The organism is Neisseria flavescens (assembly GCF_005221285.1).
In the GTDB taxonomy this organism is placed as follows: Bacteria; Pseudomonadota; Gammaproteobacteria; order Burkholderiales; family Neisseriaceae; genus Neisseria; species Neisseria flavescens.
Genome location: NZ_CP039886.1, coordinates 1,673,721 through 1,687,477 on the forward strand (window position 1 = coordinate 1,673,721; position 13,757 = coordinate 1,687,477).

Below are 13,757 nucleotides of genomic sequence, written 5' to 3' on the forward strand. Positions count from 1 at the left end.
AAAGTAGGGTTTGACCGTATTTTTGGCATAAAGTGCCAACTGTGCCATAATGAACCTATCAAGTTCTATGAAAGACTTTAAGGCCTTGAGAATAATGACTTCAATGCTTTTTTATTGCGCTTTTAATGTCTATCAAACTCTCGAATTTGAGTAGTACGTTAAGAGTTGGAGCTTATTGATTGGTTAAATTGTTGCATTACTAAAGTGCTTCGTAATCGGTAAATATTAGCTAAAGGAGAAAAAATGAATATTTTATTATTAAACGGCGGAAAAGAGTTTGGTCATTCACATGGCGAGTTGAACCACACACTTCACAAAAAAGCGAAAGAAGTTTTGACCGCACTTGGACACAATGTACAAGAAACCGTGATTGATGCCGGCTATGATGTTGAAGCAGAAATTGAAAAATTCTTGTGGATGGATGCCGTGATTTGGCAGATGCCAGGTTGGTGGATGCACGAGCCTTGGACAGTGAAAAAATACATAGACGAAGTATTAACCAGCGGACACGGCAAGCTTTACCACAGCGATGGCCGTCATCGTGTTAGCCCAACTGAAGGCTACGGCACAGGTGGCTTGTTGCAAGGCAAAAAACACATGCTTTCACTTACTTGGAATGCTCCGATTGAAGCCTTCACCCGCGAAGGCGACTTCTTTGAAGGCAAAGGTGTGGATGCTTTGTATATGCACTTCCACAAACTTAACGAGTTCATCGGCTTGAGCCGTCTGCCGACATTCTTATGTAACGATGTGATTAAAAATCCACAAGTAGAAAAATACTTAACCGATTACCAAGCACACTTGGAAAAAGTATTCGGATAATTTCACAATATTAGTTTAGAAGGTGAGCATTTTTGCTCACCTTTTTTATTTCAAACGCTTATTAAATCCCCAGATAGGGAGAGGAAGATGAATAGACTGAGTTTAGATAAAACAAGCGGTCAAGTTTTGACGGAGATTTGCAAAAACACCTAAAAATTTGACCGCACTTTAAAATAAAAAGATCTAAACATCCTCAATTTGAAACTGCTTAAATGCAAACTTTGATGCTGTTTTTGTGAAGTGTGCATGAAAACCTCGCCGACAAATGATTTTTATTTTAGAATGTAAGACTTTTTTAACATATCTTTAAATTGTGAAGGAACGGATATGGCAAGTGGCAATCCGATTTTGAACGCGCTCAATCGCGTCAGCCTGGTGGCGCAAATCGCCATCGGCTTGGTTTTAGGTATTCTTGTGGGTGCAGTTTCGCCGCAAGTCGGTATCAGCGCAGGACTGCTGGGCAGCCTGTTTGTTGGTGCGCTTAAGGCTATCGCACCGATTTTGGTATTTGTTTTGGTGACTGCCGCCATTGCGCAACACCAAAAAGGCAATCAGGCCTACATCAAACCGATTTTGATTTTGTATATTTTCGGTACGTTTGCCGCGGCCGTGGTGGCAGTTATTGCCAGTATGGCATTCCCGACCACGCTGATTCTGCGTACGGCCGGCGATGTATCCGTTGCGCCGCCTTCCGGCATTGTCGAAGTATTGAAAACGCTGCTGATGAATTTGGTGGCCAACCCGATTAACGCGCTGGCCAATGCCAACTATATCGGCATTTTGGCTTGGGCTTTGGTATTGGGCGCGGCTTTGCGCCATCACGGTTCGGATACGACCCGCCAAGTGGCGGCCGATTTGGCCGATACCGTTTCGACCGTTGTGAAATGGATTATCCGTTTTGCGCCGCTGGGTATTTTCGGCTTGGTGTCTTCTACCATTGCGGAAACCGGTTTTGAAGCGCTTGCCGGTTATATGCAGCTGTTGGCCGTATTACTCGGCTGTATGCTGTTTATTGCTTTGGTGGTCAACCCAATTATTGTGTGGTCGCAAATCCGCCGCAACCCTTTCCCGCTGGTGTTTACCTGCCTGCGCGAAAGTGGCGTTTATGCCTTCTTTACCCGTTCTTCCGCCGCCAATATCCCTGTGAACATGGCATTGGCGAAAAAACTGGGCCTGCACGAAGACACTTACTCCATCTCCATTCCATTGGGTGCAACCATCAATATGGCCGGTGCGGCAATCACCATTACCGTTTTGGCGATGGCTGCGGCGCACACGCAAGGCATACAGGTTGATTTTGCCACCGCCTTGTTGTTGAGCCTGGTGGCGACGGTCAGCGCGTGCGGCGCGTCCGGCGTGGCGGGCGGTTCGCTGCTGCTGATTCCTTTGGCGTGCAGCCTGTTCGGTATCGATAACGATGTGGCCATGCAGGTGGTTGCCGTCGGCTTCATTATCGGCGTGATTCAGGATTCGGCGGAAACTGCGCTGAACTCTTCGACCGACGTTTTGTTTACCGCTGCCGCCGATTTGGGCCGACAGAGGAACCGGGCGGAATAAACCAAGCTATGCCGTCTGAAGCCCGTTTGGCGTTCAGATGGCATATTTTTACAATTTTATAGGCATACGGCGGAAACAATATTTATTGAATATGTTTCAACACACAGGGCGGCACATAAAGCACCGCCCTATGTGTTGCCCTGATTTGGAAGGGTTGCGCCCTTCCCAAATAAAGTCTGATTCCACCGCCCGAAGGACGGATGTCCAAGTGGCGGGGTTTAAACCAAAAAGGAAATACGATGAAGGAGATGATGATGTTTAAACGCAACGTAATCGCAATGGCTTGTATTTTTGCCCTTTCAGCCTGCGGGGGCGGCGGTGGCGGATCGCCCGATGTCAAGTCGGCGGACACGCTGTCAAAACCTGTCGCCCCTGTTGTTTCTGAAAAAGAGACAGAGGCAAAGGAAGATGCGCCACAGGCAGGTTCTCAAGGACAGGGCGCGCCATCCGCACAAGGCAGTCAAGATATGGCGGCGGTTTCGGAAGAAAATACAGGCAATGGCGGTGCGGCAACAGCGGATAATCCCAAAAATGAAGACGAGGGGGCGCAAGATGATATGCCGCAAAAAGCCGCCGGTACAGACAGTTCGACACCGAATCACACCCCGGCTCCGAATATGCCGGCCGGAAATATGGAAAACCAACCGGATATGGCAAATACGGCGGACAGAATGCAGGGGGACGATCCGTCGGCAGGGGAAAATGCCGGCAATACGGCTGCCCAAGGTGCAAATCAAGTCGGAAACAATCAAGCCGCCGGTTCTTCAGATCCCATCCCCGCGTCAAACCCTGCCACTACGAATAGCGGCGGCGATTTTGGAAGGACGAACGTGGCTAATGGCATCAAACTTGACGGGCCGTCGCAAAATATAACCTTGACCCATTGTAAAGACACAGTATGCGGTAGCAATTTCTTAGCTGAAGAAGCACCGTCAAAATCAGAATTTGAATCGTTAGATGATTCTGGGCGAATTAATAAATATAAAAAAGATGGACAGGATAAATTTACTAATTTGGTTGCGACAGAAGTTAAAGCTAATGGAACTAACAAATATGTCATCATTTATAAAGACAAGTCCACTTCATCTGCGCGAGTTAGGCGTTCTGCACGGTCGAGGAGGTCGCTTCCCGCCGAGATGCCGCTAATCCCCGTCAATCAGGCGGATACGCTGATTGTCGATGGGGAGGCGGTCAGCCTGACGGGGCATTCCGGCAATATCTTCGCGCCCGAAGGAAATTACCGGTATCTGACTTACGGGGCGGAAAAATTGCCCGGCGGATCGTATGCCCTCCGTGTGCAAGGCGAACCTTCAAAAGGCGAAATGCTTGCGGGCGCGGCCGTGTACAACGGCGAAGTGCTGCATTTCCATACGGAAAACGGCCGCTCGTACCCGACCAGGGGCAGGTTTGCCGCAAAAGTCGATTTCGGCAGCAAATCTGTGGACGGCATTATCGACAGCGGCGATGATTTGCATATGGGTACGCAAAAATTCAAAGCCGCCATCAATGGAAACAGCTTTAAGGGGACTTGGACGGAAAATGGCGGCGGGGATGTTTCCGGAAGGTTTTACGGCCCGGCCGGCGAGGAAGTGGCGGGAAAATACAGCTATCGCCCAACAGATGCGGAAAAGGGCGGATTCGGCGTGTTTGCCGGCAAAAAAGAGCAGGATTGATGCCGATGCCGCCCGAAGCGCAGGTATTCATTACGGCGGGACGGCGCGTTCAAACCATCAAACAAGCCCCCGAAGAGAGCTGAATCCCCAAATCCGGCACTGAAATTGCCGCGCGTATCGGCGGCATCCCGCCGCCGTCCGGGGAAACTGTCGGCAGCAGCCTTCCGCAGACTCCCCGCCCGCCTTTTCCGGGCTGTTGAAATATGGAAATAAAGCACAGGCCGTCTGAGAAGTTTCAGACGGCCTTTGTTTTGGGCAAAGAAAAGGAATTTTTAGATGGCTAAGCCGAGAGATTGGTTTGGTCGGACTGACGGTATCCGCTGTCATCAGTTGGATTTTTCCCGTAAAATACAGTCTTGAATGTATTTGAACACCTCTTTTCAGACGGCCTGACCGTCTTATCACATTTGCAAAAACAATGATTAAAAAAATATTCTCATGGTTCGAGTCCCGCATCGACCCTTATCCGGAAGCAGCGCCGAAAACGCCAGAAAAAGGGTTGTGGCGGTTTATTTGGAGCAACATTGAAGGCGTGCGCAAATGGATTGCCGTGTTGGCCGTGTTTACGGTCGGCGTCGGCATCATGGAAGCCTTGATGTTTCAATTTATGGGCAAGGTGGTCGACTGGCTCGGCGCTTATACGCCGCAAACGCTTTTTGTTGAAAAAGGCCATGCCTTAATCGGCATGATGGCCATGGTGGCATTTTTTGCCGTTTGGACCTTTTTCGCGTCCAGTGTGCGCCTGCAAACCCTGCAAGGCGTGTTCCCCATGCGCCTGCGCTGGAATTTCCACCGCCTGATGCTGGGTCAAAGTCTGGGCTTTTATCAGGACGAATTTGCAGGACGCGTGTCCGCCAAAGTGATGCAGACCGCGCTGGCGCTGCGTGATGTCGTGATGACCGTCGCCGATATGGTTGTGTATGTGCTGGTGTACTTCATTACTTCCGGCGTGATTCTGTCCTCATTTGATGCTTGGCTTATTTTGCCGTTTATCTGCTGGATGATTGGATTCGCCACGATTATGCGCTTCCTGATTCCCAAACTCGGCAAAACCGCTTCACGCCAGGCCGATGCGCGCTCGTTGATGACCGGCCGCATTACCGACGCCTACTCCAATATCGCCACCGTCAAACTCTTCTCCCACGGCGCGCGCGAAGCCGCCTATGCCAAGCAGTCGATGGAAGAGTTTATGGTGACCGTCCATGCCCAAATGCGGTTGGCTACGCTGCTGCACACCTGCAGCTTTATCGTCAACAGCTCGTTGACCGTCGGCACAACCGCCTTGGGCATTTGGCTTTGGTATCACGGCCAAGTCGGCGTGGGCGCGGTAGCCACCGCCACGGCCATGGCATTGCGTGTGAACGGTTTGTCGCAATACATCATGTGGGAGTCTGCCCGATTGTTTGAAAACATCGGTACTGTCAACGACGGCATGGCGACCCTGTCCAAACCCCACACCATCCTCGACAAACCGCAAGCCTTGCCGCTGAAAGTAACCCGAGGCGAAATCAAGTTTGAACACGTTGATTTTTCCTACGAAGCAGGCAAACCGCTCCTTAACGGCTTTAATCTGAACATCAAACCCGGCGAAAAAGTCGGCTTGATCGGCCGTAGCGGCGCGGGCAAATCCACCATCGTCAACCTGCTCCTGCGCTTTTACGAACCGCAAAGCGGCACGATTTCGATCGACGGACAAACCGTGGACAGCGTTACCCAAGAAAGCCTGCGTGCCCAAATCGGTTTGGTGACACAAGATACCTCCCTGCTGCACCGCTCCGTCCGTGACAACATTATCTATGGCCGTCCCGATGCGACCGAAGCCGAGATGATTTCCGCCGCCGAACGCGCCGAGGCCGCCGGTTTTATTCCTAACTTAAGCGATGCCAAAGGCCGACGCGGCTATGATGCACACGTCGGCGAACGCGGCGTGAAACTTTCCGGCGGCCAACGCCAACGCATCGCCATCGCTCGTGTCATGCTCAAAGATGCGCCGATTCTGTTGCTTGACGAAGCCACCAGCGCACTCGACTCCGAAGTCGAAGCCGCCATCCAAGAAAGCCTCGACAAAATGATGGAAGGCAAAACCGTGATTGCCATCGCCCACCGCCTCTCCACCATTGCCGCGATGGACCGCCTCATTGTCTTAGACAAAGGCCGCATCATCGAAGAAGGCAGCCACACCGAGTTGCTCGAGAAACAAGGCCTGTATGCCAAACTTTGGGCGCACCAAAGTGGCGGCTTCTTGAGTGAACATGTCGAGTGGGAAAACAATTAAACGCTTGGAAAGAAGATAAAAGGCCGTCTGAAAAAAACAATAATTTAGATCGTGCTTAATTTGATGTCATGAATTAAAATGGTTATGTAATTCAACGATAATTTACGCTAACTTTAGAAAGACAATATGAAACGATCTATCAAATATTTGAGTATGGCTGTATTTGCACTTGCAGCGAATGCATGGGCAGGAAGTGTGGAAGAAGAGTTGCTGAATGCATTTGTAAAATGTGATGCATCTATGTTTGATATCTTGAAAAACAAGCAGGAGCAATTGAGTAAATATGCTCCGATTGAGAAAGTAGGAAAGACTGCACGTTTTCAGTTAGGTAGTGCCGATGAAGATGGGAAAAGACAGGTCATCTTCAATAAACCGATAATATTAAACGGCATACGTTTTGTTAGTTTCGATACAATATATTCGGAATTTCCATTTAATGAGACCGGTAAAAATCCTGTTTTTTATTTCTGGGGGTTTGAGGTCGAAGAAGCACGGGCTGCTGATTTGGTGGTCAAGTTCCCGCAATGGGGGTTGAAACCGATGGGTAAAAACTTCGCAACGCCTTCACAAATTATTATTAACAGTCACCAGTCTGTACGCTGGCAACCTAATATGCAAGCAACGACTGGTTCGATACCGGCGAAAAATACAGTAGAAAAATTGCTGATCTTGGAAGAGAGTAATGGTAAAACTTCTCTCTACTGCACTATTCAGGGTTATCCGAACGACAAATTGATTCGTCGTGAACGACTTGATCTAATCGGAGGAAAGTAAAATGAAAAAGTTAGCTGTTTTTTTGATGACGATTTGTTTGCCAATCTCAGTATTTGCCGATAAGCCAAGATTTTTGCCAATGCTGGATGGTGCTCAGAGTCGTGTTTATGCAGATATGGAAAGTATCAAGAATCATCCTCACAATCCAAATTTGTTAGTATATGATGTGATAACTAATTTTGATGATACGAATAAAAATTTGGCAGGTACTTCCATGATAGAGAAGCACTATCTGGATTGTCTGAACAGGATTGATATTATGAATCCGGAGCCGGTAAAACTATACAGTCGTCATTTCGGGAAAGGGAAATTATTGCATGAGATCCCAAGGGAATCTGAACGGTTTGAAATGAAAGAGATTTCGATGATGAGTATACTATCTGCTACTGTGTGTAGTGTCGGCGGCCATAATTTTGGTGGTAATCCGAATGCTTTAGAAGATATGGGAAAAGCGTTGGATAAAATGGATAAGAAGAAAGATCGAAAAAGATAAATCTCAAGGCCGTCTGAAAACATTTTCAGACGGCCTTTATTAATGAATCAAAGGACAGGCGGGATAACCGCCCTTTGTTAGTTGAAGCCTTAGTTTTTTACAGCCCCAGCGACCAAGCATTTTGGTGTTCGGACAAATCTTCCAAGCGGTTTTCGTAATGGGCGAAGATTTCTTCGATGATTTCGTCTTCGTCGTCGATGACGCGGATCAGGTTCAAATCCTCTTCCAAAATCAGGTTTCTGCCCAACAACTGCTCGCGTATCCAGTCCAACAGACCCGCCCAAAATGCTTTGCCCACTAAGATAATCGGGCGGTCGGGCGTTTTACCGGTTTGCACCAAGGTCAGGCTTTCAAACAATTCGTCCAATGTGCCGAAACCGCCGGGCATGACGACATACGCCACGGCGTGTTTGACGAACATGACTTTGCGCGGGAAAAAGTGTTGGAATTTAATCGACAAATCCTGATACGGATTGGCTTTTTGCTCGTGCGGCAATACGATATTCAGCCCCACTGCCGGACTTGCGCCTGCAAACGCCCCTTTGTTGGCCGCTTCCATAATGCCCGGCCCTCCGCCGGAAATGACGGAAAATCCGGCATCCGACAGTTTGCGTGCCAAGCGTAATGTGAACTCGTAGTCGGAATGGTTTTCGGGCGTACGCGCGCTGCCGTAAATGCTGACGGCTGGCTGAATGGCGCGCAATTCTTCGCCGGCTTCGACAAATTCGGAAATAATCTTCAATACATGATACGACTCGCGCGCCTGAATATCGCGGCGGGTTTCGTCGGGCAGCATGGGTTTGGGCAGTTTTTTGAGCAGGCTCACGGCTTTTCCTTCGTGTTTTTGTGTGCGGTATTGTAACCCGAAAGGGGCTGGCCGTCTGAAAGTTGGGTTTTGGCGGCAAGTGTGTCTGCCACATTTTCAAAAGCCCGTTACAATATCTGCTTTTATTTTTACTGCTTTGCCATGCTCGATATTATCCACCGCGACAGCCGCACCATCGCCGTCAACAAACCTGCCGGAATGCTGGTGCACCGAAGCTGGTTAGACAAACATGAAACCCGTTTTGCCGTGCAGACCCTGCGCGACCAAATCGGGCAGCACGTCTATCCCGTCCACCGCCTCGACCGCCCGACTTCCGGCGTCTTGCTGTTTGCCCTCGATACGGAAGCCGCACGGTTATTGACGCAGCAGTTTGAAAACAAAACCATCGAAAAAACTTATTGGGCGATTGTTCGCGGTCATCTGCCTTCAGACGGCCTGATTGATTACGCCCTCAAATATATGCCCGACAAAATCGCCGAAGCGCAGACCGAGGCGACTTTGCAGGAAGCGCAAACCGCCTACCGCTGTCTGGCACAAACCGAGTTACCGTTCCAGTCCGCCCTGCGTTATCCGACCTCGCGTTATTCGTGGGCCGAACTTACGCCGCACACCGGCCGCAAACACCAACTCCGCCGCCATATGAAACACATTTTCCACCCCATCGTCGGCGACACCAACTACGGCGATTTGCGCCAAAACCATGCCGTTGCCGAACATATCGGCACGCAACGCCTGATGTTGCATGCGCGAAGCCTCAGTTTTCAAAGCATAGAAGACGGCAGCCGGATGACCGTACAAGCGCCGACAGACAACGACTGGCGGCTCTGGATGGAAAAATTCAAAACCGAGGCCGTCTGAAAACCCGAACCGCACATTTTCAGACGGCCCGGTCATGGAAAAAAACAGGCAAATCCCTTACAATACGCCCCTAAAATTTTGAAAGAATACAAGAATCATGGAAGCCGAAGTAATCAACCAGCTTAATAACACCTTAAACGACTTGGAGAAGCGCAGCGAAGACATCCGCGTCTATATGGACTACCAAGGCAAAAAAGACCGCCTTGAAGAAGTCGTCGGCCTCTCCGAAGACCCGGAACTCTGGAACGACCCCAAACGCGCCCAAGAAATCGGCAAAGAGCGCAAAATCCTCGAAGGCATCGTGGTGACCCTCGACAACATCGCCACAGGTATCGAAGACAACCGCATGCTGATTGAAATGGCCGTCGAAGAAAACGACGAAGAAGGTTTTGCCGCCGTGCAGGAAGACGTGGCCGGTTTGGAAAAACAAATGGCCGACCTCGAATTCAAACGAATGTTCAACCAGCCTGCCGACCCGAACAACTGCTTTATCGACATCACCGCAGGGGCGGGCGGTACCGAAGCAGAAGACTGGGCGGGCATGCTGTTCCGCATGTACAGCCGCTACGCCGAGCGCAAAGGCTTCAAAATCGAAATCCTCGAAGAAGACGACGGCGAAATCGCGGGCATCAACCGCGCCACCATCCGCGTGGAAGGCGAATACGCCTACGGCCTGCTGCGTACCGAAACCGGCGTTCACCGCTTGGTGCGCTACTCACCGTTTGACTCGAACAACAAACGCCATACGTCGTTCTCATCCGTGTTCGTGTACCCCGAAATCGACGATTCCATCGAAATCGAAATCAACCCCGCCGATTTGCGCATCGACACTTACCGCGCATCCGGTGCCGGCGGTCAGCACATCAACAAAACCGACTCCGCCGTGCGTATTACCCACGAGCCGACAGGGATTGTGGTGCAGTGTCAAAATGACCGTTCGCAACACGCCAACAAAGCCGCCGCGATGGAAATGTTGAAATCCAAACTGTACGAATTGGAAATGCGCAAACGCAACGAAGAGAAACAGGCGTTGGAAGAAGGCAAGTCCGATGTGGGTTGGGGCAGCCAAATCCGCTCATACGTTTTGGATTCCTCACGCATTAAAGACCTGCGTACAGGCTACGAAGTCGGCAATACCAAAGCCGTATTGGACGGCGACTTGGACGGCTTCATCGAAGCCAGCCTGAAACAAGGCGTGTAAACCGTAAGAGACAAACAGGCCGTCTGAAAGATTTCAGACGGCCTGTTTGTTGTTGAATATGGCAGTAACTACACCTACTTCGATGGTTTATATTTCCAGCGGAAAAGGTTTTATCTATTTGAATAAGATAAAGTCTTATCAGCCTAAATGGAATACTGAACGCAGTAAATATATCCGTTTTCAGCTACATGAAAAATACAATATAGAAAATCTAAAAATAAACGGGTTTTTGAATATGTAGGGCATGACGGAGATGGCCACGATATGCTTGTTATGTGGGTATTGAGTGCTTTTTAAATGAGAATATTAATCTTTTTGTAAAAATATGCTTTTTAATGTTTTGTAAATGCGAAGATTGACGGTAATATATGGCTTCCATAAAAGTGATTGATAGGTATCACAGGCCGTCTGAAGCCTGAGCCTGTCTAATATATAGGAGAATTCATAATGTCCAGTCAAAAGCCGTCTTCTGCCGAAAAAACCTTCTTCGGCCATCCTTTGCAATTATCCACCCTATTCCATATTGAGCTGTGGGAACGTTTTTCCTTCTACGGTATGCAGGGCATCCTGTTGATTTATCTGTATTACGCCGCGAATCAAGGCGGTTTGGGTATGGATAAGGCTTTGGCCGGCGGTATTGTTGGCGCATACGGCGGCAGCGTTTACCTGTCCACCATTCTCGGCGCATGGTTGGCCGACCGCATTTGGGGCGCGGAACGTACCCTGTTTATCGCCGGTATCGTCGTGATGATCGGCCATATTTTATTGGCGATTGTGCCGGGCTTGATGGGATTGCTGTTGGGCTTGGTGTTTATTGCGCTGGGCAGCGGCGGCGTGAAATCGTCTGCCGGTTCGATGGTCGGCTCTTTGTATGAACGGGACGACCTGCGCGAATTGCGTGATGCCGGTTTCTCCATTTTCTATATTTCCATCAATATCGGCGGTTTCTTAGGTCCTTTGTTGACCGGTATTTTGCAAGACAGAATGGGATTCCATTACGGTTTCGGCGCGGCGGCCGTCGGTATGGCATTTGGTCTGCTGTGGTATTCGCGCGGCCGTAAAAACCTGCCGCATACGCCGGCTCCCAATCCGTTGCGCCCTGAAAAGGTACAGACTGCAATAGCTGTCGGCGTGTTGCTGGTTTTGGTGTTGGGCAGCGTGATTGCTTCCGGCGCGCTCAATCTTGAAAACTTTTCACGCTGGCTCTTGGGCGTGGTCATTATTACCGTTATCGCTTATTTTGCACGCCTGCTGGGCAGCAGCCAGGTTGAGGCAGCCAATAAACGTTACATCATGGCCTATATTCCGCTGTTTTTGACCATTTGTATGTTCTGGGCGGTTTGGTTTCAGGTGTACACCGTTGCAACGGTTTATTTCGACGAAACGGTCGACCGTACTTTCTTCGGCTTTACCGTCCCTGTTTCATGGAAAGATTCGATACAGGCCATGTGGGTGGTTCTCTTCTCAGGCGTGATGGCGGCGGTGTGGACGAAAATGGGCAAGCGCCAACCTAAAACGCCGTTGAAGTTTGCGCTGGCCATGTTGGTAACCGGCGTCTCTTATTTGTGTTTCATCCCGTATATTTCATCCGAGACCCCGATGCCGATTATCGTGTTTATGCTGGTGTTGCTGGCGATTACAATAGGCGAGTTGATGCTGTCGCCGATTTCGCTGTCGTTTTCCACCAAAATCGCACCGAGCATGTTTAAAACACAAATGGTTGCTTTGAATTTCTTGGCATTGTCCATCGGCTTTACCTTGGGCGGAGTGTTGTTTAAAGACTACTACAATGCCCAGTCGCCATTGGATTTCTACTGGATGCTGGCCATCATCGGCGCAGTAACCTGCGGTATCCTGCTGGTACTTGCCCCGGTATTGAACCGCATGCTCAAAGGTATCGATTGATTTTTCTATTTAAAATAATGTGATGTACACAGGCCGTCTGAAAAGAATCAGTTTGAACTGGCCCCCAAATCTTGGACACTCATAAAAGCCTATTCAGGCACTCTGTGTAAGCCGGGTTCTGTATGCGACAGGACTCAGCTTTTTCAATTTCAAACTGCAACGCTCGCGGTTGTAGTAATCCATATAGTCATCTATCTGTTTCATCAATTCATCCACCGTCAATTCCCCTGCACGGTAGAAACACTCCGTCTTCAGCACCGCAAAGAAGCTTTCCATCGGTGCATTGTCCCAACAATTCGCCTTTCGCGACATGCTTTGAACCATGAAATACTCCGCAAGCAATTCCCTATACCCCGCCGTACGGTACAGCACACCTTGGTCGGAATGAAGCATCGTTCCTTTATCAGTCAGCCGGGGTGCCGCTTTTTCGAGCATTTCCTTCACCATTTCACTGTCGGCTCTGCGGCTCATGGCGTAGGCGATGATTTCGCGGTTGAACAGGTCCAAGATCGGCGAGAGGTACAGTTTGCCGTCCTTTCCTTTGAGTTCGGTCACGTCGGTCAGCCATTTTTCGTTGGGCTTTCGGGCTTTGAACCGGCGTTTGAGGAGGTGTTCCGATATTTCGCCCATGGCGGGATGGCGGTAGGCTTTTTTTGCCCGTATGAGGGCTTTCAGTCCTAGCTGCCTCATCAGCCGCGCCACTTTTTTGCGGTTCCAACCTAATGCTGCTGCAATGCGCCTTTGCCCGTAGCGTCCTTTATGCCGTTCGTAGATTTCGGCGATAAGGGCTTTGTCGGCTTCATTGGGGTCGGGTCGGTCCTGATGATGGTAGTAAAAGCTGCTTTTGGGCAGGTTTGCGATGTGCAGCAGGTATTTGAGCGGGTGTTGCGCCCTCAGTGTTTGGACGGTTTGGCTTTGTCCTTTTCGGTCTGTTTTTTGCTGAGGGCTTTTAACTCCTTTAGGTAGGCAACCTTTGCGCGCATATAGCACAACTCTTCGATAAGCTCTGCCTGTGTTTTTTCGTGGTCGGGTTTGTCGGCGATGAAGGGGTTTTTGCGGTGTTGGGGCATGGTTTTGGATTGGGGATGTTCGAGTGCGCCGATGCCGCCTTCTTGATAGGCGCGTATCCATCGTCGCAGGTTGGTTCGGGAAATGCCGTAGTGGTCTGCGGTACGCTGTTGACTGCGTATGTGCAGGTAGTGGAGTACGGCTTGGTATTTGAAGTGTAATGTATATTTGCTCATAAAAAAACTGCACCTTGTGAGTTGGAGGGGGGGTGTCCAACTTTTGGGGTGCAGTTCAGTTTTCAGACGGCCTGATGTTTTTATTGAGGTTTGGAAAAGGGCGGTTTCCAGATTTTTGAAGTAAATCGG

At 49.7% G+C, this 13,757-nt stretch carries 12 protein-coding genes; 9 read left to right on the forward strand and 3 right to left on the reverse strand.

Annotated elements, in window-relative coordinates:
- Positions 1 to 243 precede the first annotated feature (243 nt).
- From FAH67_RS08615 to FAH67_RS08650, 6 genes are all read left to right on the forward strand, one after another.
- Positions 244 to 822 carry an NAD(P)H-dependent oxidoreductase gene (locus FAH67_RS08615; RefSeq protein WP_003681645.1) on the forward strand — a complete coding sequence of 193 codons (579 nt, stop codon included), beginning with the start codon at positions 244 to 246 and terminating at the stop codon, positions 820 to 822.
- 327 nt (positions 823 to 1,149) lie between these two features.
- Positions 1,150 to 2,379 carry a serine/threonine transporter SstT gene (sstT, locus tag FAH67_RS08620; RefSeq protein WP_003681646.1) on the forward strand — a complete coding sequence of 410 codons (1,230 nt, stop codon included), beginning with the start codon at positions 1,150 to 1,152 and terminating at the stop codon, positions 2,377 to 2,379.
- 254 nt (positions 2,380 to 2,633) lie between these two features.
- A complete protein-coding gene (locus FAH67_RS08630) occupies positions 2,634 to 4,052 on the forward strand; it encodes a transferrin-binding protein-like solute binding protein (RefSeq protein WP_115287676.1) in 1,419 nt (472 codons plus the stop codon).
- A gap of 418 nt (positions 4,053 to 4,470) precedes the next feature.
- Positions 4,471 to 6,327, forward strand: a complete 1,857-nt coding sequence (locus FAH67_RS08640; RefSeq protein ID WP_112890858.1) for an ABC transporter ATP-binding protein — start codon at positions 4,471 to 4,473, stop codon at positions 6,325 to 6,327.
- Positions 6,328 to 6,453: 126 nt separating this feature from the next.
- Complete coding sequence (locus FAH67_RS08645; RefSeq protein WP_003681657.1) at positions 6,454 to 7,101, forward strand: hypothetical protein; 648 nt, start codon at positions 6,454 to 6,456, stop codon at positions 7,099 to 7,101.
- 1 nt (position 7,102) lies between these two features.
- Positions 7,103 to 7,594: a surface-adhesin E family protein gene (locus tag FAH67_RS08650; protein ID WP_003681659.1), complete on the forward strand. Its 492-nt coding sequence runs from the start codon at positions 7,103 to 7,105 to the stop codon at positions 7,592 to 7,594.
- Positions 7,595 to 7,691: 97 nt separating this feature from the next.
- Here the strand turns inward: FAH67_RS08650 and FAH67_RS08655 are convergent, their stop codons facing one another.
- Positions 7,692 to 8,420 (reverse strand): LOG family protein, encoded by a 729-nt coding sequence (locus FAH67_RS08655; protein WP_039864256.1) that lies wholly within the window; start codon positions 8,418 to 8,420, stop codon positions 7,692 to 7,694.
- Between the two features lie 141 nt (positions 8,421 to 8,561).
- On the opposite strand from FAH67_RS08655, the gene truC reads away from it, so the two are divergent.
- The 3 genes from truC (at position 8,562) to FAH67_RS08670 (ending at position 12,384) form a co-directional block, all read left to right on the forward strand.
- Positions 8,562 to 9,278 (forward strand): tRNA pseudouridine(65) synthase TruC, encoded by a 717-nt coding sequence (gene truC / locus FAH67_RS08660; RefSeq protein ID WP_003681664.1) that lies wholly within the window; start codon positions 8,562 to 8,564, stop codon positions 9,276 to 9,278.
- A gap of 97 nt (positions 9,279 to 9,375) precedes the next feature.
- Positions 9,376 to 10,479: a peptide chain release factor 2 gene (gene prfB, locus FAH67_RS08665; protein WP_003681666.1), complete on the forward strand. Its 1,104-nt coding sequence runs from the start codon at positions 9,376 to 9,378 to the stop codon at positions 10,477 to 10,479.
- A gap of 447 nt (positions 10,480 to 10,926) precedes the next feature.
- Positions 10,927 to 12,384 (forward strand): oligopeptide:H+ symporter, encoded by a 1,458-nt coding sequence (locus tag FAH67_RS08670; protein ID WP_115287653.1) that lies wholly within the window; start codon positions 10,927 to 10,929, stop codon positions 12,382 to 12,384.
- 93 nt (positions 12,385 to 12,477) lie between these two features.
- On the opposite strand, the gene FAH67_RS08675 is transcribed toward FAH67_RS08670, so the two are convergent.
- Positions 12,478 to 13,374 carry an IS3 family transposase gene (locus FAH67_RS08675; RefSeq protein ID WP_112890689.1) on the reverse strand — a complete coding sequence of 299 codons (897 nt, stop codon included), beginning with the start codon at positions 13,372 to 13,374 and terminating at the stop codon, positions 12,478 to 12,480.
- Positions 13,278 to 13,628 (reverse strand): helix-turn-helix domain-containing protein, encoded by a 351-nt coding sequence (locus tag FAH67_RS08680; protein ID WP_112890781.1) that lies wholly within the window; start codon positions 13,626 to 13,628, stop codon positions 13,278 to 13,280. Before FAH67_RS08680 ends, FAH67_RS08675 begins: the two co-directional genes overlap by 97 nt.
- Positions 13,629 to 13,757 lie beyond the last annotated feature (129 nt).

Excerpts from the sequence above, each read along its gene's own strand:
- truC (WP_003681664.1), top strand. The coding sequence starts at position 8,562 with ATGCTCGATATTATCCACCGCGACAGCCGCACCATCGCCGTCAACAAA.
- FAH67_RS08645 (WP_003681657.1), top strand. The coding sequence starts at position 6,454 with ATGAAACGATCTATCAAATATTTGAGTATGGCTGTATTTGCACTTGCA.
- FAH67_RS08680 (WP_112890781.1), bottom strand. The coding sequence starts at position 13,628 with ATGAGCAAATATACATTACACTTCAAATACCAAGCCGTACTCCACTAC.
- FAH67_RS08670 (WP_115287653.1), top strand. The coding sequence starts at position 10,927 with ATGTCCAGTCAAAAGCCGTCTTCTGCCGAAAAAACCTTCTTCGGCCAT.
- FAH67_RS08640 (WP_112890858.1), top strand. The coding sequence starts at position 4,471 with ATGATTAAAAAAATATTCTCATGGTTCGAGTCCCGCATCGACCCTTAT.
- FAH67_RS08630 (WP_115287676.1), top strand. The coding sequence starts at position 2,634 with ATGTTTAAACGCAACGTAATCGCAATGGCTTGTATTTTTGCCCTTTCA.
- sstT (WP_003681646.1), top strand. The coding sequence starts at position 1,150 with ATGGCAAGTGGCAATCCGATTTTGAACGCGCTCAATCGCGTCAGCCTG.
- FAH67_RS08650 (WP_003681659.1), top strand. The coding sequence starts at position 7,103 with ATGAAAAAGTTAGCTGTTTTTTTGATGACGATTTGTTTGCCAATCTCA.
- FAH67_RS08615 (WP_003681645.1), top strand. The coding sequence starts at position 244 with ATGAATATTTTATTATTAAACGGCGGAAAAGAGTTTGGTCATTCACAT.
- prfB (WP_003681666.1), top strand. The coding sequence starts at position 9,376 with ATGGAAGCCGAAGTAATCAACCAGCTTAATAACACCTTAAACGACTTG.